Below are 20,434 nucleotides of genomic sequence, written 5' to 3'. Positions count from 1 at the left end.
ACTTGGATGGGGCAAAGGTATTGATTACGGGTGCCCAATTCGACCAGAATCTTATTCTTTCCGCCCGAAATATTCCTAAGGTTATTTTGAAACGGTCTGCGGATATCAACTGCTACGATGTGATCTGGGCGGATTACGTCTTATTCACAAAAAATGGTTTATCTGAATTGGAGAAGAGATGCGACCAGAGCAAATAATCATCCGACCAATAATAACTGAGAAAGCCGACCGTTTAAGGGAACTGAATTGTTATCAATTTGTTGTAGCCAAGAAAGCGAACAAACGCATGATCAAGGATGCGGTAGAAAAGCTTTTTGGAGTCAATGTTCTGGAAGTGCGGACTGCAAACTTCCGTGGCAAATTGCGTCGTTTGGGACGGTCTGAAGGTTATCGTCCTGGTTATAAAAAAGCATCGGTCTGGATCAAACCAGGACAGAAAATTGAGATAGTCGAGGGTGTATAAAATGGGTATCAGAGTATATCGTCCCCTAACCCCAGGTCGCCGTTTCTATACGGTCAATGTTCCACCGATCACCAAAACCGAGCCAGAAAAGAGTCTTGTTATTTCTGAAAAGAAGAGCGGCGGACGAAACAATCTGGGGCGGATCACCGCCCGCCATCGTGGGGGTGGACACCATAAAAAGATAAGGATAATTGATTTCAAAAGAGATAAAGACAATGTTCCTGCTGTGGTGAGTGCCATCGAGTACGACCCAAATCGGAGTGCTCTCATTGCCCTTTTGACTTACCAGGATGGTGAAAAAAGATACATCATTTGTCCGGAGGGGCTCAATGTTGGCGATACGGTGATTTCCGGTGAAGATGTACCGATCAAGATTGGCAATTGTTTACCCCTGAGTAATATTCCGCTGGGGGTGGAGATTCACAATGTGGAACTGGCACCGAAAAAAGGTGGTGAACTCGTGCGTAGTGCTGGACTCTCATGTCAGATTCTTGCGAAAGAAGGGAAGTATGCTCATATCAAACTTCCATCGGGTGAGGTGCGTTTGATTGATTTGCGGTGCCGGGCAACAATTGGTCGGGTTTCCAATGCTCTCCATTCCAGTGTTTCTATCGGTAAGGCAGGCAGAACAAGACATATGGGCATAAGACCTTATGTGCGAGGAGTAGCGATGAATCCGATTGACCATCCATTAGGTGGTGGTGAAGGTAGGGCCCATGGAGGTAGACATCCCACATCTCCCTGGGGCTGGTTGACCAAAGGCAAAAAGACGCGGAAGAAGAAAAAGGTTTCGGATAAGTTCATTCTAAAAAGGAGAAAGTAATGTCCCGTTCCTTAAAAAAAGGTCCTTATGTAGACCAGAAACTCCTGAAAAAAATATTGAAACTCATTGAAACCAAAGAAAAAAAGGTGATTAAAACCTGGGCACGAGACTCCACGATTCCACCGGAATTTGTAGGATTTACGATCGCGGTCCATAATGGCAACCGGTTCATTCCGGTTTACATCACCGAAAGGATGGTGGGACATAAACTTGGTGAGTTTGCCCCTACCCGGACCTTCCGTGCTCATTCCGGTACTCGAAAGGCAGAAAGAGAAAGGGAGTCAGAAAAATGATGGCACGGGCAGTTAAACGTTACGAACGAGCTTCGCCTCTGAAGGTGAGGAAGATATTGAGGGCAATAAAAGGCAAGGCCGTTCCTGAAGCACGTGCGATACTTGAATTCTATCATTCCCGCACCAAAATCCCGGTGCTTAAGACATTGAATTCAGCGGTAGCAAATTTGAAGGATAAAGTCGGTTCTGTGCGGGTTGAGGACAAAGAATTGTATGTAAAAGAAGCTGTAGTAAATGATGGCCCAAGATACAAGCGACTCCGACCTGGATTCCGGGGTCGGCCAGCAATAATTAAACGGCCTACCTGTCATATTAAGATTATTGTTGAATCTTATAAACCAATTCAGGTTAAGAAAGGAGCGTAATGGGACAGAAAACACATCCAATAGGTTTTCGACTGGGGATAACCAAAGATTGGAAATCAAAGTGGTTTGATGAACTTTCCTATCCAAAACTCGTTGTCGAGGATTTTAATATCCGCCGGTATTTGAGTAAGCGACTTGCAGATTGCATGGTTTCCAGTATCGTTATTAAACGGGTTTCCAATAAGGTAATCATTACCATTCATACTGCCCAGCCAGGCAAGATCATTGGTAAGGGTGGTGAAGAGATTAAAAAGCTCCATGAGGAAATCAAGAGTTTGATCAAAAGCGAAGTAGTTATTAATATTGAAGAGGTCCGCATCCCAGAGCTTGATGCCAGCCTGGTGGCACAGAATATTGCCCGCCAGATTGAGCAGAGGATTTCTCATCGCCGGGCTATGAAACGTTCGGTCATTTCGGCGATGAAGATTGGTGCCAAAGGCATCAAGGTAAGTTGCGGAGGAAGATTGGGTGGTGCGGAGATTGCACGTACTGAGTGGTATCGGGAAGGACGGGTTCCTTTACAGACGATAAAAGCGGATATCGATTTCGCGCGGGCTACTGCTTTCACCATCTACGGTACCGTGGGAGTAAAGGTGTGGATTTATAAAGGAGATATCCAGTAATGTTAGAACCAAAAAAAGTTAAATATCGTAAACAACAGCGTGGCCGGAGGAAAGGCAAGGCGACCAGCGGCAATTCCATCGTCTTTGGGGAATATGGCTTGATGGCTCTGGAACCGGCATGGATTACCGCCCGCCAGATAGAGGCGGCGCGGGTAGCAATCACCCATAGCGTAAAAAAAGGCGCTAAGGTCTGGATAAGGATTTTTCCGGATAAGCCGGTGACCAAAAAACCTGCGGAGACAAGAATGGGAAAAGGAAAGGGTGCACCCGAGTTCTGGGTGAGCGTGGTCAAACCCGGTCGTATTCTCTTCGAACTGGAAGGGATACCTGATGAGGAAGCCCGGGAAATACTACGTATCGCTGCGAGTAAACTGCCAATAAAGACGAAATTTGTAAAAAGAGATGAAGGAGTGAAATATGAAGGTTTATGAACTGAGAGAGAAATCGCGTGCAGAATTGATTGAAATGCTCAACGGATTATATCGGGAATTATTTAACCTCCGTGTCCGGCATGCAACCCAGCAACTGCCTAATCCCCTCCGACTGCGCACGATAAAAAAGGATATTGCCCGGATAAAGACCCTGCTGCATGAGGATGAATTAGGTATCAGAAAGTTGATTCAATCAAAAGCAATTCCTACCAAGGGTAAGACAAAGAAAGGAGAATGATGCGCAAAACTAAGGTGGGTGTGGTAGTGAGTGATAAAATGCAAAAAACAGTGGTTGTTGAATTTCAAAGATTTGTTCAGCATCCGTTATACAAAAAATATATCCGAAAGACGACACGGGTCTATGCCCACGATGAGAACAATGAGTGCAAAGTGGGTGATAAAGTATTGATCGAAGAAACCCGACCACTCTCTAAATTAAAGAGATGGCGGGTATTACGCAAATTATCATGAGATTAGAGTTTAATCAAGGATAGTGAGGTTCAGGTGATTCAGATTTACTCAAGATTAAAAGTTTGTGATAACACGGGTGCGCGCATCGCGATGTGCATTCATGTGACTGGCAGTTCCGGCAGACGCTATGGTTATGTTGGTGATATTATCAATGTGACCATAAAGGATGCCCTGCCCCATGCCCCTATTAAAAAGGGGGATAAGGCGAAGGCAGTTATCGTGCGGACCAAAAAGGAGATCCGGCGTCCGGATGGTTCTTATGTGCGGTTTGATGATAATGCCTGTGTTTTAATTAATGAGCAAAAAGAACCAAAGGGAACCAGAGTCTTTGGTCCAGTAGCACGGGAATTGCGGGAAAAAGGGTTTACCAAGATACTTTCTTTGGCAAGTGAAGTGGTATGAAAGAGACAAGACGGTTAAAATTTAATATCAAAAAGAATGACCTGGTTGAGGTCATCACCGGAGAGGAAAAAGGTCGCCGCGGTAGAGTCTTGGAGATTGACCGAGAAAAAGGGCGCGCAATTGTCGAAGGTATTAACTTGGTGAAGAAACACCAGCGCGCGCGCTCCCAGACTCAACCTTCGGGAATTATCACCAAGCCCGCGCCGATCCATATTTCAAATCTTGCACTCATTTGTCCGAAATGTGGCAAAAAGACAAAGGTAAAAAGAGAAAAAATAGAAAAAAGAAGGGTAAGAATTTGTAAGAAATGCGGGGAGATGATAGAATGAAAACCGGCTATAAACCACGGTTAAAAGCATTTTATGAAGAAACTCTTAGAAAATCTTTGATGAAAAAATTGGGCTACAAGAATATCTATCAGGTTCCACAGTTAAAAAAAATCGTTATCAATGTGGGCTGTGGTGAGGCAGTTGCCGACCCTAAGATTTTAGAAATCATTAAAGAGGATCTGGCGAAGATAACCGGGCAGGCACCTGCATATACCCGCGCCAAAAGGCCGATCTCTAATTTTAAAATACGAAAAGGAATGGTAATTGGTATGAAAGTGACACTGCGCGGAAACCGGATGTATGAATTCTTTGACCGCTTTATAAATTTTGCTGCACCCCGAATCAGGGATTTCCGTGGTTTCAAAAGGGATTCTTTCGATGGACGGGGTTCATACAATCTGGGTTTAACCGAACAGACAATATTTCCGGAGATTGAATATGACAAGGTAAAGAAAATTTTCGGGATGGATATCGCGATTGTGACTACTGCCAGAAAAGATGAAGATGCCCTGGCATTGCTGGAAGGTTTAGGCATGCCTTTTGAGAAAAAGAAATAAGGGGGTATATTGGCTAAGTTATGTTTGATTATTAAGGCAAAAAGACCTCCAAAATACTCTACCCGGAGGTATAACCGCTGCCAGCGCTGCGGAAGGCCCCGCGGGTTTTACCGGAAATTTAATCTCTGCCGGATTTGTTTCCGGGAACTTGCCCTTCAGGGTGAACTCCCTGGGGTGAGAAAAGCCACCTGGTAATATTAAGATTCTTTTCCACTCAGACTTGCTATTTTCTTCTCTAATTCTTCAATCTTAGCCCGGAGTTTTTCTTTTTCTGCCCGGGAGATTTTAACCCGAACGCGTATCAGTAGATATATAGTAAGCAAGATTACTAAGGACTGACAGATGCTAATGGGCATATGACGCTGGAGGATGGAGAAGATCAAGGACAAAAAAGAAAGGATGAGGAGAACTATCAAGATTTCTACCATATGCCAAATTATAACGAAAATATTTTGAAAGTCAATGCTTCTTCATTTCTAAAAGGGATTGATTCCTATTGCTGAAACAACGCTCGTTTAAATGTTTTCTGAATGCTTGACTTTGCCGTTAGTTTGGTTATTATTTAAAAAAGGAGGTAGGCATGAAAAAAATGACACTAGCCATTCTGGTAGCGCTGAGTGTGAATGTTGCCTTCGCCCACGAATATTTAGTGCGGGTGGATGATTTGAAGGAGCGCGATTTTAATATTATCGAGCTGATTGAAGATCATGCCTTGCTTATCGCGGACGAAGGTGATATCTTGCGGCTTGCGAATAAAAATATTGAATATCGCATCCTTGATGAAAATCCCCGGGAAAAATATTACCAGATAGTTTATTTGATTGATGAAGACCCAAGCCGTGTTGCCCAGTATGGTGAGGTGATTGACCATTTTGAAGATTGTATTCTTTTACGCACTACTGAAGAACAAGTGCTGGAATTGAATAAATTGAAAGTGGAATTGAGAGTATTGACCTTTGACCCGGTGCGGTTTCTGGATAAAGATCCTTATCCCGTCCCGATGAATAATCTTGCACCAGATACCCTTATCCAGAAGATGGTAGCGGCGGTTTCTCAGGATAGTATCCAATCGTTCATTTTGAGATTGCAAAGGATGTATACAAGGTATACTACGACAGATTCTAACAAAATTGCCGCAGTGAACTGGATAAGAAATAAACTTCTCAGCTATGGCTGTGATAGTGTCTATTTTCAATATTTTAATGCCAATTACGGTCCGAATGTCGTCGGAATTAAAAAAGGTTATCTTTATCCAACGCTAAAAAAATACTGTTTGATCGGTGGGCATTTAGATGATGTACCTTCGAGTGGTTATGCTCCAGGAGCCGATGACAATGCCTCGGGCACAGTGGCAATGATTGAAGCAGCACGGGTGATGCGAAACTACTTATTTGAAAACACCATCTATTATGTCGCGTTCAATGCTGAAGAATTAGGATTGTACGGAAGCGACTCCTTTGCGGCTCGTGCCTATCGCAACGGCGACACAATCCTTGGTGTGATAAATTATGATATGATCGGTTATGTGACGCCTTCAAATCCCAATCGGGATACAATGAATGCTCATTATACAACTGCGGTGCCTGGTTGTCAAACATTTGTGACCCAATTTTATAAAGCGGTTGCGGATACTTACACGCAATTAAAAATAAGATTTGTAGCAAATAGTGGAACGAGTGGTTCTTCGGATCATGCGAGTTTCTGGAAACGTGGCTATAAGGCGATGCTCGGGATTGAACGACAATTGACACCGACATATCACACTACGGGTGATACGCTTGGACCTCATCTTTATACCAACTGTGGAGTTAATCATCTCCCCTTTGCCACCCAGGTGATAAAGACCGGTGTTGCTGCCCTCGCAAAACTTGCGGTGCCGATCCATGTCGTAGGTATTAATGAAAAGAAACCTTTATACCAAGCGGCAATTTTAGTTCAGCCAACGATTGGGAGGCGTTTCTTAATTCGTGAGCAAATGTCTAAAGAAAAAGGGGAGGTGCTATTCATATACAACGCCCTCGGGCAGGTTGTCCGAAAGTTTGAAGACTACACCGGTGATGTGATATGGAGCGGCGACGATGATAAAGGGAATCCACTACCCACTGGAGTTTATTTCGTGGGTATAAATAACGAAAAGAAATCGGTAGTTTCGCGATTAATTCTATTCCGCTAAGCAGTTATTTAATAATCAATATCTTACCTTTTTGCTCAAAGTCTTCGTTCTTAAGTCGATAAAAATATACGCCACAAGGCAGATTTCGTATTACCAGTTGCTTATGAGGTAAGATTAATTTCTGGTAGTAATTGAGCCTTCCTATTACGGAGTATAACCTTATTTCGGTCCCAGCAGGTACATCTTTCAATATCAAGTTTTTCTGGATCACAGCGATCTGAATAATTGGTGGTTTGATTTCTTTTTTCTCGAGAATCCCTATAATGGTATCTGAAAAATTATAGGCAATTACACAAAACCAGGGTACCGAATCTATGCCTGTGCGGAGCATCCAGTTGGTGGTGTGATTGGTCCCAATCAATTTGGTAGAACTTATAATATTACCTGCAGGGTTTAGTTTGCTAATCAAAAGAGAATCGGCATGCCATTGGGTATAATAAGAGACACTCTCTACTTGACAGGGCGTGATGCCCCAATTTAACATTCCCTGGGTTTTTGTCTGTTCAACCCATATCATATTTGTATTCTCGGCCCGGGCTAAGGCACTGACGAGAAATGTTTGTTGGTGAAGTGTGCTATCAATTCTGGTAAATCCGATTACGCCATCACTGTTTCCAATTACCTTTATACCTCCCAAAACCACAGTATCCCCGGCTGTCCTCCCAGCAAATATTTTGGTCCCCTTTGAGTTAACCTTAAATATCGCTTTTTGTGAATTCCAGTGAAATTGATTGAAAATTCGATCCCGGGGTGAACTCGGTATCGATCTGCTCCAGTAGTTTCCGGCGTAGATATCCCTTATTATTTGCTCCAAATTGAAACTCGTCCAAGGAGTTCGTTCCAGATCTTCAGGATGGATATCACGTAAAAAGGCGAGTGCTGCCATTCTTAATAAAACAAAATGTATTGGTTGCCCAGCAGCATCAAAGAAAGGCCTTATTCGGTTATTAGAAAAGCCCCCTTCAGAATGGGCAAAAGCAAAGTTAATGATTGCATCATAATCCCGGAGCGCGGCATAACTAGCAAAAGGTAAGAGGGTCACATAACGTGATTCACAGGGTGCCGGATGTTGCCATTCGGTTATTATCATTGGTTTCTGTAGTGCAGCACATTGATTCATATAGGTAAAAAACCACTCTCCATTACTACCTTCGCCAAAGTATGAATTTGTTATCCGGAAATCAAGGGTATCCCAAGGTTGGTTGGGAAATGTGGGATGGTCAAAATAGGGATGGGCATCCAAAACTGGGACGATATTCGCCCAGGTGTACTGATGGAGCTGGTTCGCCCAGAAGTATGATGAGGTAATCAACGCTTGGACATGGAGGGTATCATTTAGCAGGGCAGATATCCTTTGATAAAATTTGCTCTCTTTTTCATAAAAGAATCTTATCTGATCAAAATAACGGTAAGGCGAATAATCATACCGATTACTCCAGCGCACCAGTCTTATGTTTCGGGTTGCCAGACTTTCGCCCGGATCTAATATTATGCTAAATGGTGCCTTCCGCAACTGCACGTCATCAATCCAGACCCGTCCGGTATCCAGTCCGAGATTAAAAGTTAGCTGGACTGTATCAGAGGTTCCTGAATAAAATGGCAAAATGTAATTTTGGCCAGAGGTTGTGAGATTCACTGTTGTTGAATAATAGACGGTCCAGGGTGTTCTATTCCTTTGGATAACAACATCCATACTCCGATTCCTGCTCGACTTCGCCTTAAAACTGAGACGATAAGTGGAATCAAGAGTGATGGTGAATCCCGATTGCAGCAACTGGATATGCCAGGAATACTGCCCAGGCGAATAAACATGGACAAAAACGGCTGGCTCCTGGCTTAAACCGGCATTCTGCACACCCCAGTAGGAATTTCCACTGAATTGATTTAACCACCAATATCGTGGAACACCATTTAGGGTATCAGAAAATTCACCATTGATTATCTTATTAGGACCCGTGGCTGTATCACCGCCTGACCAGACGCGAATTAGGGTGGAATCCCAGTGGTATCTATTATATAACCAGTCATTCCACTGGTTCTGGAGATCAGTTTTATAAAATCTTGGGAGATAATAACTTGATTGTGGGTTATCCCAGTTATCCCAGAAATAATGGTCAATGAGAGTTCCTTCATTCATTGGATTGATAAAAACTAAGGCAGGTTCATTTTTGTAAGCGATGCCAGTATAAGGATTTATATGATTGAGCAGGCTATCGGGATAATCACGAAATAATGCATAGGCCGGTTCATAAAACATATATATCCTTTTTACAACATCCAGGGAACGGTTTACACTATCGTAATAGGGGATACCATCACCAGATTTAAAATAGCGGATACTGTAAAGATCAATGGCTGAATATATCCCTTTTTGTTTCAACTGATAAAACAGATAATCAAACCTATCCAAAACTTCATGATTAAGCCTTCGGGTAGTATTAGAACCGGGTGCGCTCGTCAGGGCACCATCAATGTGATGGAAACGGATCATATTGAAACCCTGCTTGGCAATATGAGAGGCAATTTGATTGCTCACCGATGGGGTAGGATAGGTGGCGGAAAAGCAAAAATTCGTTCCGAAAAATTTTGCACGGACACCATTGGCGAAATATAGATGGCCATCAGGCTGGGCAATGACCCGGCCGTGGACACCGGCTGGGGGCTGGAGGATAAATCTTCCTATGTGGGTTATGTTATTAACTGTATCCGGAAACGGGGTTACAAAATTAAACCAACCCTGTTTAGGAGTGATATACTGGGCATAAATGAGATTTATGAGAACAAAGAAAAATATCCAACACATTTTCATCGTTCCTCCTTACAAGGAATTATAAAAATTATTATTGCAGTGTCAAGAGTTGCTGTTGTAGTTTGTGGGAATATTTCCATTAGGAAGTTGTATTAATTAATAAAAGGAGGCTAAAATGAAAATACTAATTTTGATTTCAATCATACCAATGATAATGCTTTTTGCCCAAAAATCGGACTCGGCGATGAAAGATTATCTTGATCGGCTTAAGATCGGAAAGCCAATAGAATACAAAAATCTTAAAATTTATCCGCTGGAGATGACAATGATAACAGGAACGAAAGGTTTTGTTACCCTTGATGAGGCGACGGATAAAGGGTGGATTAAGATAAGGGAAATCGGTTTGGGAAATGTAAATCAGGTAGAGATAAAGAATTACGGTGATGAGCCAGTATTTATTTTAACGGGTGAGATGATTACGGGTGCGAAACAAGATAGAATGATAAAAGAAGATATTCTTTTGCCGCCAAATAGCGGTTGGATAAAAATAGAGGTTTATTGTGTGGAACACGGCCGGTGGGTTGAAGTATCAAAAGAATTTAAAAGCAGTGGGCTGGTGGTTCCAAATATTGTGAGGCAGCGGGCAAAGTTGAGTGAGAGCCAGGGAGAGGTTTGGGCAGAAATTGCTCGGACCCAGGACCGACTTGGTGTTGTTTCTGGAACTGGGACTGTCAGGGCAAATTACGAAGATAAAAAAGTTCAGCAGACAATAGAAGATTATGTAGAAGGTTTTGAAAAGATACCGAAGTTATCAGACTCCACAATCGGGGTGGTTGTGACCACCGGGGATAAAATCATCTGTTTAGATCTTTTTGCCTCTAATGATTTGTTGCATAAACTTTGGAAAAAATTAATAAAATCCTATGCCATGGATGCAATTGGTAATGCAAAGAGTAGAATCACAAAAGAAAAGATAGAAAGATTTATCGATTTGATTAGCGCGGTACGATTGGTTTCGAAAAGCAATCCGGGTTTAGGCGATTTGTTCTCATTAGAGAGTGAGCATGGCAAGGGTGCCGCACTTGTCTATAAAAATTTAATTGTCCATATGGATTTTTTCCCGGCGATCAACAGAGACCAGGACTCGGATTTAAAACTGGATTTCCGCCGGCAGCAACGAAACACAGATTAGTGGGGGTTAAGTTGGTTAACCGGATTAGTCGGTAGAATTTTTTCTTGTCCAGAGAAAATTCGTTTCATTTATTTCATTTGGTTAGCTTATTAAATTTTTATAGTTGAGAGAAATAAGGTTGGAGAGATGATATTAGCTTAGGAGTTTAGGGAGTGCAAATATTTATAACTCCAGCAGAATGTATAAAATCTTCATAGCCAGTTGAAATGTGTCTGTTTAGAAGAGGGAGTGAGCTGGCATTAAAAATCGTGATGTAAATGGATTAATTCCAACTTGACATAGTATACAAAATCGCTATATTTAAATATGTTTAAGCGAATCAAAGAGGATATCGAGACAGTATTCGCACGCGATCCGGCAGCAAGAAATTTTTTTGAAGTTTTGTTCTGTTATCCTGGATTGCATGCGATCTGGCTGCACCGGGTGACGCATTTCTTATGGTGTCACAATTTCAAATTTCTTGCTCGCATTCTATCCCACATGAATAGATTTTTGACAGGTATCGAAATCCATCCGGGTGCTAAGATTGGAAGGAGATTTTTCATTGACCACGGTGCAGGTATTGTAATTGGTGAAACTACTGAGATTGGCGATGATGTATTAATATACCAGGGTGTCACCTTAGGTGGTACGAGTCTGGAAAAGAAAAAACGCCATCCGACAATCGGCAATAATGTAATAATTGGCGCCGGGGCAATTGTGCTAGGACCAATCCGGATTGGGAATAATGTGCGGATTGCCGCGGGTTCAGTGGTGGTTAAAGATGTGCCCGATAATGCCACGGTCATCGGCGTGCCGGGGAGAATCGGTTTAGGTTTTACAGCTGAAGAGATTCAGAAACTGGAACACGGCAAATTACCTGACCCGATTGCGGATGCTTTACAGTTTGTAATGAAAGAGCAGGAAAAACTCCACAAAAAAATTAAAGAACTGGAAAGAAAATTAGATGAAATACTGAAGTGATTGTTGGGTATTTTTGTTTAATCCATGCTCGTCCTTTAACCTTCTTTACAACATCCCGCAAACCATCGACAAGCTACTGCTATATTTTGATCAGGGTAAAATTTTTTCATCGTTTGAATTTAGGGGTCAGAAAATTAGTACACTAATGGTTTAAGAGGAATTTATTTGTAATACGGAAGATAAGCCTTTTTAATGTTAAAAATCCCATTAAAAATACTGCTGTAAACATCCGGGTATTCTTTTGTCAATTCCATCAAAAAGTGTCGGACTTTTTCTCGTTTGGAAAATTGATAATATGGACATTTGTTAATATTTTCGGGAATTTTTAGGGACTGGGCAATTTTGATGAGATATTCTTTTTTGAGATAATAAAGCGGCCTTATGAACAAAAAACGCCCCTGAATTACTGATTGGGCGGGTAGAAATGTTGATATCTCGCCATTATAGATAAGATTTAAAAGCAAAGTTTCCACAACGTCCTCAAGGTGGTGGGCGAGAGCAACCCTGAAGATATTTAAAGAGTCTGCGTATTCCAGGAGACGATGGCGGCGTTCTCGGGCGCAAAAGAAGCATTTCTTTTCTAACGACTGCAAACGCTCCTCAATTTTTACTTTTATAATTTTGCATGGTAAATTTAATTTCTCGCAATATTCCTCAATATAGCTTGTATTCCAATTCGGAAAATCAGGATAGATATGACAGGGTTTGATGTCCCAGTTTTGATTAAACCTTTTGTTGTATTCGTTTAAAAGGAACAAAAGGACAAGACTATCAGTACCTCCGGATACTCCAACCACTACTCCGGCTTTTTTCTCTAAAATCTGGTAATGAAGTATCAACCGCCTTATAGCGGTGAATGCCGGGCTTAACAGGTGAGTTATGTCAGACAAAAATTTTTATTTGAGAACGATCAATTGTTTTATCAACACACCCTTTTTGGTTTCCAGCCGATAGAAATAAACACCGTTAGGTACCGGTAATCCTTTTTCATCATCAGCATTCCAGGGGATGGTGTATGTCCCTTTGTTATAAAATCCGTGAGCGAGAACCTTCACCGGTTTCCCGATGAGATTATAGATCGTGAAGGTAAGATACATAGGCTCGTTAAGGGTGAATTCGAACTCGGTGTAATTTTCCACAGGATTCGGTCGATTTTTATGCAAAATCACGATCTCCGGAGAGGCGGAACGGATAGGAGAGAATATGATCAGTTTCTTCTCATTCGGATTGAAGAGGAGGAGGTTATTATTGGTGAGATAAGGGTAAATTCGTGCCTCAGGCGTGATGGATTCATGGACGATGCTGACTTCGCGTTCACCCTTGTCATTGAGTACAATGATGGAATCTTTAACCAGTATGTAACTTTTCTCGTCGAAACCGGTGGTAAAGTCTAAGATGTTTTCCGGAGCACTGTATAATAACTCGTTTTTAAAGTCTGTAGGTGCTTTCAGATCCTTACCCGTCCAACGATGTATCTGATTGTTATTCATGGTATAAATTACGATTTCACCTTTTCCATCAATCCGGGGACGAATTGAGAATTTTTTGAGGTTGGTGGTCAAACTTCCAATGATTTCATTTCTCTCAATGAAGATAATCCGGTTGGGTTCGCCGATTGCCAGCACTTCCTTACCACCGATCTTCAATAGTTCTGCCTGGAGCGGATTGAGCAAAGGCACGGGAATGTTATTCACCTCGCCACTGGGGGAAAGCACCGAAATCTTATTGTTGGCATCCACAATAAAGAAGTCGTCATCCACGGCGAAAAGCTTCGCTTCCCGAATTTCTGAGAATAGGCTGAGATTTCTCTTCCCGGGTTCAAGCCGAGAAATCGAAGATTTGGTCAAAATCCAGATATTACCATCAGCTCCGACTTTTATGTCATTTATCTGGATTCCTTTGGGTAAGCTAAATTCATCCCGCTTCTGCCATTCAGCACCGGCCAATAAAAAAATAAAAGCGATCACGATTAATTTTTTCATAAACCTCCTTGTTAACCCAATGTTTTTTTGTTTTCTTGACGCGGAAGTAATTGTTGATAGTCTCCATTTATGGAATATTATAATTAATTTTTTCCCGTTGTCAAGAGGACTTCTTATTACTAAGGTTTAAAATCAAACGGAATCTGGATCGTCTGTTCAAATGGTTCGCCATCCTTGGTAGCAGGTTTAAATTCCCATTGTTTGGCCGCCGCCAGTGCCGCTTCCTCACATGCTGGATTGCCGAAACTGGAATAGATAGTGGCAGATTTAACCTTGCCATCAATGCCAACAACGACTTTCACTATCACTTTGCCGGTAGCACCAATTGCCCGTGCTGCCTCCGGATATTTAGGCAGTACTCTTTTGATTGGTTCCGGACGGGTAATTACTGAAGGTTTAGGCGGGGTCACAGGAGGGGGAGGGGGTGCGGCAACAGTGGTTGTTTCTTTAGATGCTGCAGCTTCTAAAAGTTTTTCTGGCGATACCGTAGGAGGCGGTTTGGGGGTTTCCTCTCTCCGGGTAGTGGGGGGTGGAGTGACAGGAGCGGGAGTGGTAGTGGCAGGAGCTGCTGGAGGAGGAGTAACTCCGGGAGATGATGTGGGAGGAGTGATTTTTGCCACGACAGCCACGCGCCTTTCTGCTTCAGGAATCCAGTAAGTATAGGCATTGGCAAGGGAAATTCTTTCTTCAATCCCTTTTACCCTTTTATAATTCGCAGCGACATCGTTGGGAACCACAAGGAAGGTATAGGGTTGATCTTCATAGATGATCCTCTGAAACTCGCCCCAGATTTCTTTAGCCTTTTTCCGGTTCAACACCAGTGTTCCAACTTCAATGAGTGAATCGATCACTGGATTCCGATAGCCAACGAAGTTGAATCTACCCCGATTCGGGTCCGAGTGCCAGTAAGGGTATGGATCGATTTTATCTCCCACACTCCAACCCATGATGAAGCCGTCAAACTTCCGACTTATCAGGGCAGAGATGAAGGAAGATACATCCATTGTTTGAGCGTTCACTTTTATACCGAGTTGGGAGAGATAGGTTGCGACAAAGTTAAGAATCTGGACGCGTTCCGGATTTTCAACATTGGTAATTATTGTCAGGGTAAAATCTTTGCCATTTTTATCGATGATTTTATTGCGGTTACGGTCTTCAAATCCCTTGCTGGTAAGAATCTCTTTCGCCTTTACGGGATTGAATTCTATAGGATTGATATTCTCATTGAATGCCCAGGATGATGGGGGTAAAGGACCTAGTGAAATCTGTCCCATACCTAAAAGCACATCGTTTAGAATCTGGGTTCTATTTATCGCCATGGTCAAGGCTTTGCGAATTTCTTTATCCCTCAGAAACTCATTCGCTAAATTCCATCCAATGTAAACATAACTATTTCCAGTTTGCGAAACGATATTGATATTCTGATTGCTGGATAATCTTTTGGCATCCGCTGGAGTGAGATTCAAGATTATGTCAATATTCCCCTGTTCAAAATCTGCAATCATTGCGGGTGCATTATTATAGTATTTGATCGTGATCTCATCAAGAGGTGGCCTTCCACGGTAGTAATTTTCATTAGCAATAAGAACCAGACCTGACCCGGGCACCCATTCTTTAACCATATAGGGACCGTTGCCCACAATTTTGGTCGTTCCGAACTCAGCACCATATTTTTCATAAATATGTTTTGGAACCGGCATGATATCCGAGTCGGTAAGCAAATCTGCATAGACCTGGCTAAAGGTGAATTTTATGGTGTATTTATCAAGCAATTCCACCTTTTTGATATATTTGAGTGAAGCGATGAAAGGATAATTGGTTTTGGGGTCTTGCATTTTTTCATAGGTATAAAGAATGTCTTCAGCCGTCACTGGTTCACCGTCCCACCATTTGATATCTTTTCTCAAATAATAGGTGATGGAGGTGAGGTCTTCTGAAAACTCCCAAGAGGAAGCTAATTCGGGTTTCATCCTTCCGGTATGCGGGTCCTGACGATGTAATCTCATGAATAGCAAATCAAGAATCTCATTGGATCCCAACATTGAGGGTTGCAAAGGAGAGAGTACACTGGGTAAATCCATTGTGCCGATTATGAGCTTTCCACCCTTTTCGCCTTTTAATAGTTCCTCTTTTTTTGCACAATAAAACACCAGACATAAAGATATTATCAAAAGACAGGGCTTTTTCATCCGCTACCTCCTGGTTATATATACATTATATTCCAAATTTTATTTCCGTCAAGGCAGAGTTTTAAAGAAGATGAAAATCAATCATTGAAGAGAGTGGTTTTGAACCAGGCGATAACTCGTTTAAGTCCTTCATCAAGATCTACCACCGGTTCCCACTTGAGAATTTTTTTAGCTTTAGTGATATCCGGGTTTCTCCGATGCGGGTCATCTTCGGGAAGGGGTTTGTGAATAAATGTGCTTTGACTGTTACACAGAATTTTTATCTTCTGGGCAAGCTGGAGGATGGTGAACTCTTTGGGATTGCCCAGATTGATGGGCAAGGGATAGTCAGTTTCGGCCAAACATGCAATACCTCTTATCAAATCACTGATATAGCAGAAACTGCGGGTTTGGGTTCCATCGCCAAAGATGGTAATTGGTTCATTTTTCAATGCCTGTTCGATGAAGGTTGGGATTACCCGGCCATCGCCCGGACGCATCCGCTCCCCGTAGGTATTGAATATCCGGACAATATTTATCCGCAAGTGATATTTCCGATGATAGGCAACGGTCAGTGCTTCCGCGAATCGTTTTCCTTCATCATAAACCGAACGCACTCCAACCGGATTGACATTTCCCCAGTATTCTTCTACCTGGGGATGGATTAGAGGGTCGCCATATACTTCGCTCGTTGAAGCCAAAAGGAAGCGTGCGTTTTTGTTCCGGGCGAGTTCCAGCATATTGATCGTCCCCAATGCGGCGGTTTTCATCGTCTCTATCGGATATCTTAGATAATCAAATGGACTTGCTGGCGAAGCGAAGTGGAGGAGTAAATCGATATCCTCTTTTAAGCCCGGAAAATCGCAGACATCGCCTTTTATAAATCGGAATTTTTTATTCGAAAAGTTGTGTTTGATATTCTCCTCGCGGCCGGTAATGAGATTATCAAGGGCGATGACCTCGGCACCTTGGTTTAAGTAGTAATCGACCAGATGAGAGCCGATGAAGCCGGCACCTCCAGTGATCAATACTTTCATCGACCTATCCCAGCATATATAAAACCGATTTTTCTCATTTCTTCCGGCTCAAAGACATTCCGGCCGTCCAAAAATACAGGCTGCCGCATCCGCTCTTTTAATTTTTTTAAATCTAATTTTTTAAATTCGTCCCATTCGGTGACCAGAATTATCCCATCGGCATTTTCTGCTGCTTCGTACGGATTTCGTGCATATTCGATATCGGGTATTATTTCTTTGGCTTTTTCCATGGCTACCGGGTCATAAGCTCGGACTATGGCACCTTCTTTTCTTAGATCGTTGATGATGGTTATGGAAGGCGCAAATCTCATATCATCGGTATTGGGTTTGAAAGAAAGTCCAAGAATACCAATTTTTTTGTCCCGCAAATTCCACAACAGGTCTTGGAGTTTCTTTGTTACTCGGTGCATCTGTTCTTCGTTGATTCTTTCTACTTCCCGCAATAACCGAAAATCGTAACCAAGTCTTTCCGCAATCCCGATGAATGCCTTCAAATCTTTAGGGAAACAGAAACCGCCGAATCCCACACCGGCATTCAAAAAATCCCGGCCAATCCGTTTATCAAGCCCGATGCCTTCTGCCACTTTGAGAATGTCGGCACCCGAACGTTCACAGATGATGGAGAGGGCATTGATGAAGGAGATTTTCATTGCGAGAAAAGAATTAGAGGCATGTTTTATCAACTCGGCACTTGCCAGGTCGGTGATGATTTTTGGGGCGTTAATTGGTCGGTATAATTCTAACAATAGATTTTTGGCTTTTTCACTTTCCACACCCAGTACAATTCGGTCTGGCTTTAAGAAATCCTCAATTGCTGAACCTTCTCTTAGAAATTCAGGATTGGAGGCAACATCAAATTCAACCTTTCGTTTATTGAACCGCTCTACAATTGTCCGGATCCAACGCCCGGTTTGAACGGGAACGGTGCTCTTTTCCACAATCACTTTGTAATCTTCCATTGCTGCTCCAATTTCACTCGCCACTTTTTCCACACTGGAGAGGTCGGGTTCGCCATTTTCTTTTGGGGGGGTACCCACGGCGATGAAAATAAAGAGCGATTCGCACACACCTTCAGCAATGGAGGTTGTGAATTTCAATCTTCCTTCTTTTACATTTCTTTCCACCATCGGAAGCAATCCCGGCTCATAGATGGGAATTCCTCCACTCTTTAAAATCTCAATTTTTTTGACATCGTTGTCGACACATATCACCTCATGACCTATTTCGGCAAAGCAGGTTCCTGAGACAAGACCGACATAACCCGTGCCAATCATACATACTTTCATATTCCTCCTTTTTTCTTCAGATTTTCAGAAGTTGGAGGCTTTCTATAAAAAATAAAAAATATTCCACCCAAAAGCGACCACAAGAATGCTAAAAAAAATGAGACAAGCGAAACGGTAAGGGATGTTTCGCCATTCAAACCCGCCCGACTGAAAAGCAAAACATAGGCATTTTCCCGAACCCCGAGGGCATTAAAGGAAATCGGGAGCATGGAGATGACATTTATTATCGGCAGATAGATAAAAAAGGGGAGAATGGAGACTTGAAAATTACCCATACTGCGCAGGACCAGAAAAGGAGAGAAGGCAAGGAGTGCTTGGATAATGATTGATTGCAACAGGCAGATAAAGATTACCTTGTAGGCACTGCCGAATTCGGTCATCGTCCGGTGGAGGTTATTTATTTTTTCACCTAACCCGAAGACTTTTAAATGAGCCAGGACCGGTTGGAGAAGAGAATAAGCGCGCTCTGAGAAGAGGAGGGAGGTGAGAAGAGTAAGTAGGATGAGCCCTATCACCATGAGGGATAGAAATTCACTTCGTTTCTGCATTAAATAAAGATAAAGCACGGCAAAAAGTCCAAAGATGAACAAACCAATAAATCCCAGCATGCGGTCGGCAATTACTACTGCAATTGCATCGGTTTTATTATTTTTCATTGTATAAAAGACCCTCATCACATCTCCCCCTACTGTGGTGGGTAGAAAGTTATTAAAAAAAAGGGCAATAAAATAGATGATTAAAGAATCTTTGAAGCGAATATTGATTTTTCGATACTCAAGCAGCACCTGCCAGCGCCAGGTAGAAACGATGATGAATAAGAGATAGGGGATGAGCGCAAGGAAAAGATAAATCATTCGCATATTTTTCAAATTGGACAGGATTTTTTCTGCATCAAGCTTTATGAATAGAAGAATGATTAATCCACAGCCAATCAAAATCCGCAGGATTGTCCAGAGGATGCCTATGTTTTTCTTTTTTTTGTCCCCTTTATCAAATTCACTCATTAATTATTGCGTGCCTCAATTTTCTCTAAGCGGTCAATTATAGCTCGGATTGCTTCTCCGATGAGGCCCAAGGCGAAAAAGAGGATACCAGAGACGATAAGAAGAATTACTAAATAAAGCAATGGACGGAAACCATGTCCGAAGAGCCGGAGAATGATGGCAACAATACCAATTAGGATTCCCAGAAGAGTTTGAAACATCCCGGCAGTTCCAAAATAAAGCAGAGGTTTTCTCAAAAAGGATAATTGGAATTTCACCGCAAGCAGATCAAAGAACCCAATGATGATGCGGCTCTTTTTTTGATACTTGGGTGTACCATATAAGCGGGGTCTTAATTTTACCGGTATTTCTTTTATCAAAAATCCGTACTCCGAAGCCAGCGGCACGATATATCTATGCCAATCCCGGCGCAGGGGGATTGTTTCGATTACCTCGCGACGGAAAGCCTTGATTGCATTCATATCATGCACTTTCAGATTGAATAATTTTCGACCACACCAGTTATAGATGCTGGAGACGAATTTTTTTTCATATTTCCCCTGTTTCCATCCGGTAGCAACATCCGCATCTTCTTTTACAATCAAATCTACTAACTTAGGAACATCCGCAATGTCAAATTGCATATCGGCATCGTAAATCACCAGAATGTCAGCATCGGTAGATTGGGCACCGGTGATGAGGGCCTGGGTTTTGCCTAAGTTCCTTTTGTGTCGGACAACTGTAAGATAGTCTCTTTTATATCCTTTTAAAACTTCCTGGGTTTCATCCGTGGAACCATCGTCAACGAATACAATCTTATAATCGGGGTGTTCTTTTATAAAAACGTCCAACATTGCGATAAGGTGTGGTATATTTTCTACTTCATTATAAGCCGGGATGAGAATACCTACCTTCATACCTTTCTTATTATATCTAATCAAAGACAAAAGTCAAATAGTTTATAGCACATCCATAGCTGGTGGTTTTGAATTTGCTAAAAAATTACTGATTTTTTTCCACTTTTGTCAAATTATTTTTATGCACTGGATTATTAGAGGTAGCCGCACCCTTTAGGGTGCGAGATACCCTCAGATTTAAAAACATTTATCCGCAGGCTAAAGCCTGCGCCTACCATTTTACCGGT

At 42.2% G+C, this 20,434-nt stretch carries 25 protein-coding genes; 16 read left to right on the top strand and 9 right to left on the bottom strand.

The window, feature by feature from the left end; translation table 11 throughout:
- The 13 genes from rplD to ABIL39_03025 form a co-directional block, all read left to right on the top strand.
- The coding region (rplD, locus tag ABIL39_03085) for a 50S ribosomal protein L4 (GenBank protein ID MEO0165103.1) at positions 1 to 197 on the top strand (197 nt) is incomplete at its 5' end.
- Positions 179 to 463, top strand: coding sequence for a 50S ribosomal protein L23 (gene rplW, locus ABIL39_03080; GenBank protein MEO0165102.1), 285 nt, complete (start codon positions 179 to 181; stop codon positions 461 to 463). The genes rplD and rplW, both read left to right, overlap by 19 nt.
- 1 nt (position 464) lies before the next feature.
- Positions 465 to 1,286, top strand: a complete 822-nt coding sequence (rplB, locus tag ABIL39_03075) for a 50S ribosomal protein L2 (GenBank protein MEO0165101.1) — start codon at positions 465 to 467, stop codon at positions 1,284 to 1,286.
- Entirely contained in the window at positions 1,286 to 1,579 is a 294-nt protein-coding gene (gene rpsS, locus ABIL39_03070) for a 30S ribosomal protein S19 (protein ID MEO0165100.1), read from the top strand. The genes rplB and rpsS overlap by 1 nt, the downstream gene beginning before the upstream one ends.
- Positions 1,579 to 1,944, top strand: coding sequence for an uL22 family ribosomal protein (locus ABIL39_03065; protein ID MEO0165099.1), 366 nt, complete (start codon positions 1,579 to 1,581; stop codon positions 1,942 to 1,944). Before rpsS ends, ABIL39_03065 begins: the two co-directional genes overlap by 1 nt.
- On the top strand, positions 1,944 to 2,567 hold the full coding sequence (gene rpsC, locus ABIL39_03060; GenBank protein MEO0165098.1) for a 30S ribosomal protein S3: 624 nt from the start codon (positions 1,944 to 1,946) through the stop codon (positions 2,565 to 2,567). Before ABIL39_03065 ends, rpsC begins: the two co-directional genes overlap by 1 nt.
- On the top strand, positions 2,567 to 2,998 hold the full coding sequence (rplP, locus tag ABIL39_03055; GenBank protein MEO0165097.1) for a 50S ribosomal protein L16: 432 nt from the start codon (positions 2,567 to 2,569) through the stop codon (positions 2,996 to 2,998). Before rpsC ends, rplP begins: the two co-directional genes overlap by 1 nt.
- On the top strand, positions 2,985 to 3,236 hold the full coding sequence (gene rpmC, locus ABIL39_03050) for a 50S ribosomal protein L29 (GenBank protein MEO0165096.1): 252 nt from the start codon (positions 2,985 to 2,987) through the stop codon (positions 3,234 to 3,236). The genes rplP and rpmC overlap by 14 nt, the downstream gene beginning before the upstream one ends.
- A complete protein-coding gene (gene rpsQ, locus ABIL39_03045; protein MEO0165095.1) occupies positions 3,233 to 3,469 on the top strand; it encodes a 30S ribosomal protein S17 in 237 nt (78 codons plus the stop codon). The genes rpmC and rpsQ overlap by 4 nt, the downstream gene beginning before the upstream one ends.
- A gap of 33 nt (positions 3,470 to 3,502) precedes the next feature.
- Positions 3,503 to 3,871: a 50S ribosomal protein L14 gene (gene rplN / locus ABIL39_03040; GenBank protein ID MEO0165094.1), complete on the top strand. Its 369-nt coding sequence runs from the start codon at positions 3,503 to 3,505 to the stop codon at positions 3,869 to 3,871.
- Positions 3,868 to 4,200: a 50S ribosomal protein L24 gene (rplX, locus tag ABIL39_03035; GenBank protein ID MEO0165093.1), complete on the top strand. Its 333-nt coding sequence runs from the start codon at positions 3,868 to 3,870 to the stop codon at positions 4,198 to 4,200. The genes rplN and rplX overlap by 4 nt, the downstream gene beginning before the upstream one ends.
- Positions 4,197 to 4,757, top strand: a complete 561-nt coding sequence (gene rplE / locus ABIL39_03030; GenBank protein ID MEO0165092.1) for a 50S ribosomal protein L5 — start codon at positions 4,197 to 4,199, stop codon at positions 4,755 to 4,757. The genes rplX and rplE overlap by 4 nt, the downstream gene beginning before the upstream one ends.
- 9 nt (positions 4,758 to 4,766) lie before the next feature.
- Entirely contained in the window at positions 4,767 to 4,952 is a 186-nt protein-coding gene (locus ABIL39_03025; GenBank protein ID MEO0165091.1) for a type Z 30S ribosomal protein S14, read from the top strand.
- A gap of 2 nt (positions 4,953 to 4,954) precedes the next feature.
- Here the strand turns inward: ABIL39_03025 and ABIL39_03020 are convergent, their stop codons facing one another.
- Positions 4,955 to 5,185 carry a hypothetical protein gene (locus ABIL39_03020; GenBank protein ID MEO0165090.1) on the bottom strand — a complete coding sequence of 77 codons (231 nt, stop codon included), beginning with the start codon at positions 5,183 to 5,185 and terminating at the stop codon, positions 4,955 to 4,957.
- A gap of 152 nt (positions 5,186 to 5,337) precedes the next feature.
- On the opposite strand from ABIL39_03020, the gene ABIL39_03015 reads away from it, so the two are divergent.
- Positions 5,338 to 6,930, top strand: coding sequence for a M20/M25/M40 family metallo-hydrolase (locus tag ABIL39_03015; protein ID MEO0165089.1), 1,593 nt, complete (start codon positions 5,338 to 5,340; stop codon positions 6,928 to 6,930).
- 4 nt (positions 6,931 to 6,934) lie between these two features.
- Here the strand turns inward: ABIL39_03015 and ABIL39_03010 are convergent, their stop codons facing one another.
- Positions 6,935 to 9,739, bottom strand: coding sequence for a carbohydrate binding domain-containing protein (locus ABIL39_03010; GenBank protein ID MEO0165088.1), 2,805 nt, complete (start codon positions 9,737 to 9,739; stop codon positions 6,935 to 6,937).
- A gap of 115 nt (positions 9,740 to 9,854) precedes the next feature.
- Here ABIL39_03010 and ABIL39_03005 point away from each other — a divergent pair, with 115 nt between their 5' ends.
- On the top strand, positions 9,855 to 10,871 hold the full coding sequence (locus tag ABIL39_03005; protein MEO0165087.1) for a DUF6569 family protein: 1,017 nt from the start codon (positions 9,855 to 9,857) through the stop codon (positions 10,869 to 10,871).
- Between the two features lie 306 nt (positions 10,872 to 11,177).
- Complete coding sequence (cysE, locus tag ABIL39_03000) at positions 11,178 to 11,834, top strand: serine O-acetyltransferase (protein ID MEO0165086.1); 657 nt, start codon at positions 11,178 to 11,180, stop codon at positions 11,832 to 11,834.
- A gap of 161 nt (positions 11,835 to 11,995) precedes the next feature.
- On the opposite strand, the gene ABIL39_02995 is transcribed toward cysE, so the two are convergent.
- The 7 genes from ABIL39_02995 to ABIL39_02965 all read right to left on the bottom strand — a co-directional run bounded on the left by ABIL39_02995 (position 11,996) and on the right by ABIL39_02965 (position 20,207).
- Positions 11,996 to 12,724 (bottom strand): ATP-binding protein, encoded by a 729-nt coding sequence (locus ABIL39_02995; protein MEO0165085.1) that lies wholly within the window; start codon positions 12,722 to 12,724, stop codon positions 11,996 to 11,998.
- A gap of 6 nt (positions 12,725 to 12,730) precedes the next feature.
- A complete protein-coding gene (locus ABIL39_02990) occupies positions 12,731 to 13,816 on the bottom strand; it encodes a T9SS type A sorting domain-containing protein (protein MEO0165084.1) in 1,086 nt (361 codons plus the stop codon).
- Positions 13,817 to 13,935: 119 nt separating this feature from the next.
- Positions 13,936 to 16,005: a TonB family protein gene (locus tag ABIL39_02985; GenBank protein MEO0165083.1), complete on the bottom strand. Its 2,070-nt coding sequence runs from the start codon at positions 16,003 to 16,005 to the stop codon at positions 13,936 to 13,938.
- 77 nt (positions 16,006 to 16,082) lie between these two features.
- Positions 16,083 to 17,021, bottom strand: a complete 939-nt coding sequence (locus ABIL39_02980) for a UDP-glucuronic acid decarboxylase family protein (GenBank protein MEO0165082.1) — start codon at positions 17,019 to 17,021, stop codon at positions 16,083 to 16,085.
- On the bottom strand, positions 17,018 to 18,307 hold the full coding sequence (locus ABIL39_02975; protein MEO0165081.1) for a UDP-glucose/GDP-mannose dehydrogenase family protein: 1,290 nt from the start codon (positions 18,305 to 18,307) through the stop codon (positions 17,018 to 17,020). The genes ABIL39_02980 and ABIL39_02975 overlap by 4 nt, the downstream gene beginning before the upstream one ends.
- Positions 18,304 to 19,311 carry a lysylphosphatidylglycerol synthase transmembrane domain-containing protein gene (locus tag ABIL39_02970; protein ID MEO0165080.1) on the bottom strand — a complete coding sequence of 336 codons (1,008 nt, stop codon included), beginning with the start codon at positions 19,309 to 19,311 and terminating at the stop codon, positions 18,304 to 18,306. Before ABIL39_02970 ends, ABIL39_02975 begins: the two co-directional genes overlap by 4 nt.
- Positions 19,311 to 20,207 carry a glycosyltransferase family 2 protein gene (locus ABIL39_02965; protein ID MEO0165079.1) on the bottom strand — a complete coding sequence of 299 codons (897 nt, stop codon included), beginning with the start codon at positions 20,205 to 20,207 and terminating at the stop codon, positions 19,311 to 19,313. The genes ABIL39_02970 and ABIL39_02965 overlap by 1 nt, the downstream gene beginning before the upstream one ends.
- Between the last annotated feature and the right edge of the window lie 227 nt (positions 20,208 to 20,434).

It is taken from the genome of candidate division WOR-3 bacterium, assembly GCA_039802205.1.
Taxonomy (GTDB): domain Bacteria; phylum Hydrothermota; class Tepidihabitantia; order SM23-42; family JAOAFX01; genus JAOAFX01.
The sequence above is the reverse complement of the archived record's forward strand: the minus strand, read 5'-3'. Positions and strand labels throughout refer to the sequence as shown.

Excerpts from the sequence above, each read along its gene's own strand:
- rplW (MEO0165102.1), top strand. The coding sequence starts at position 179 with ATGCGACCAGAGCAAATAATCATCCGACCAATAATAACTGAGAAAGCC.
- rplB (MEO0165101.1), top strand. The coding sequence starts at position 465 with ATGGGTATCAGAGTATATCGTCCCCTAACCCCAGGTCGCCGTTTCTAT.
- rpsS (MEO0165100.1), top strand. The coding sequence starts at position 1,286 with ATGTCCCGTTCCTTAAAAAAAGGTCCTTATGTAGACCAGAAACTCCTG.
- ABIL39_03065 (MEO0165099.1), top strand. The coding sequence starts at position 1,579 with ATGGCACGGGCAGTTAAACGTTACGAACGAGCTTCGCCTCTGAAGGTG.
- rpsC (MEO0165098.1), top strand. The coding sequence starts at position 1,944 with ATGGGACAGAAAACACATCCAATAGGTTTTCGACTGGGGATAACCAAA.
- rplP (MEO0165097.1), top strand. The coding sequence starts at position 2,567 with ATGTTAGAACCAAAAAAAGTTAAATATCGTAAACAACAGCGTGGCCGG.
- rpmC (MEO0165096.1), top strand. The coding sequence starts at position 2,985 with ATGAAGGTTTATGAACTGAGAGAGAAATCGCGTGCAGAATTGATTGAA.
- rpsQ (MEO0165095.1), top strand. The coding sequence starts at position 3,233 with ATGATGCGCAAAACTAAGGTGGGTGTGGTAGTGAGTGATAAAATGCAA.
- rplX (MEO0165093.1), top strand. The coding sequence starts at position 3,868 with ATGAAAGAGACAAGACGGTTAAAATTTAATATCAAAAAGAATGACCTG.
- rplE (MEO0165092.1), top strand. The coding sequence starts at position 4,197 with ATGAAAACCGGCTATAAACCACGGTTAAAAGCATTTTATGAAGAAACT.
- ABIL39_03020 (MEO0165090.1), bottom strand. The coding sequence starts at position 5,185 with ATGGTAGAAATCTTGATAGTTCTCCTCATCCTTTCTTTTTTGTCCTTG.
- ABIL39_03015 (MEO0165089.1), top strand. The coding sequence starts at position 5,338 with ATGAAAAAAATGACACTAGCCATTCTGGTAGCGCTGAGTGTGAATGTT.
- ABIL39_03010 (MEO0165088.1), bottom strand. The coding sequence starts at position 9,739 with ATGAAAATGTGTTGGATATTTTTCTTTGTTCTCATAAATCTCATTTAT.
- ABIL39_03005 (MEO0165087.1), top strand. The coding sequence starts at position 9,855 with ATGAAAATACTAATTTTGATTTCAATCATACCAATGATAATGCTTTTT.
- cysE (MEO0165086.1), top strand. The coding sequence starts at position 11,178 with ATGTTTAAGCGAATCAAAGAGGATATCGAGACAGTATTCGCACGCGAT.
- ABIL39_02990 (MEO0165084.1), bottom strand. The coding sequence starts at position 13,816 with ATGAAAAAATTAATCGTGATCGCTTTTATTTTTTTATTGGCCGGTGCT.
- ABIL39_02985 (MEO0165083.1), bottom strand. The coding sequence starts at position 16,005 with ATGAAAAAGCCCTGTCTTTTGATAATATCTTTATGTCTGGTGTTTTAT.
- ABIL39_02980 (MEO0165082.1), bottom strand. The coding sequence starts at position 17,021 with ATGAAAGTATTGATCACTGGAGGTGCCGGCTTCATCGGCTCTCATCTG.
- ABIL39_02975 (MEO0165081.1), bottom strand. The coding sequence starts at position 18,307 with ATGAAAGTATGTATGATTGGCACGGGTTATGTCGGTCTTGTCTCAGGA.
- ABIL39_02970 (MEO0165080.1), bottom strand. The coding sequence starts at position 19,311 with ATGAGTGAATTTGATAAAGGGGACAAAAAAAAGAAAAACATAGGCATC.
- ABIL39_02965 (MEO0165079.1), bottom strand. The coding sequence starts at position 20,207 with ATGAAGGTAGGTATTCTCATCCCGGCTTATAATGAAGTAGAAAATATA.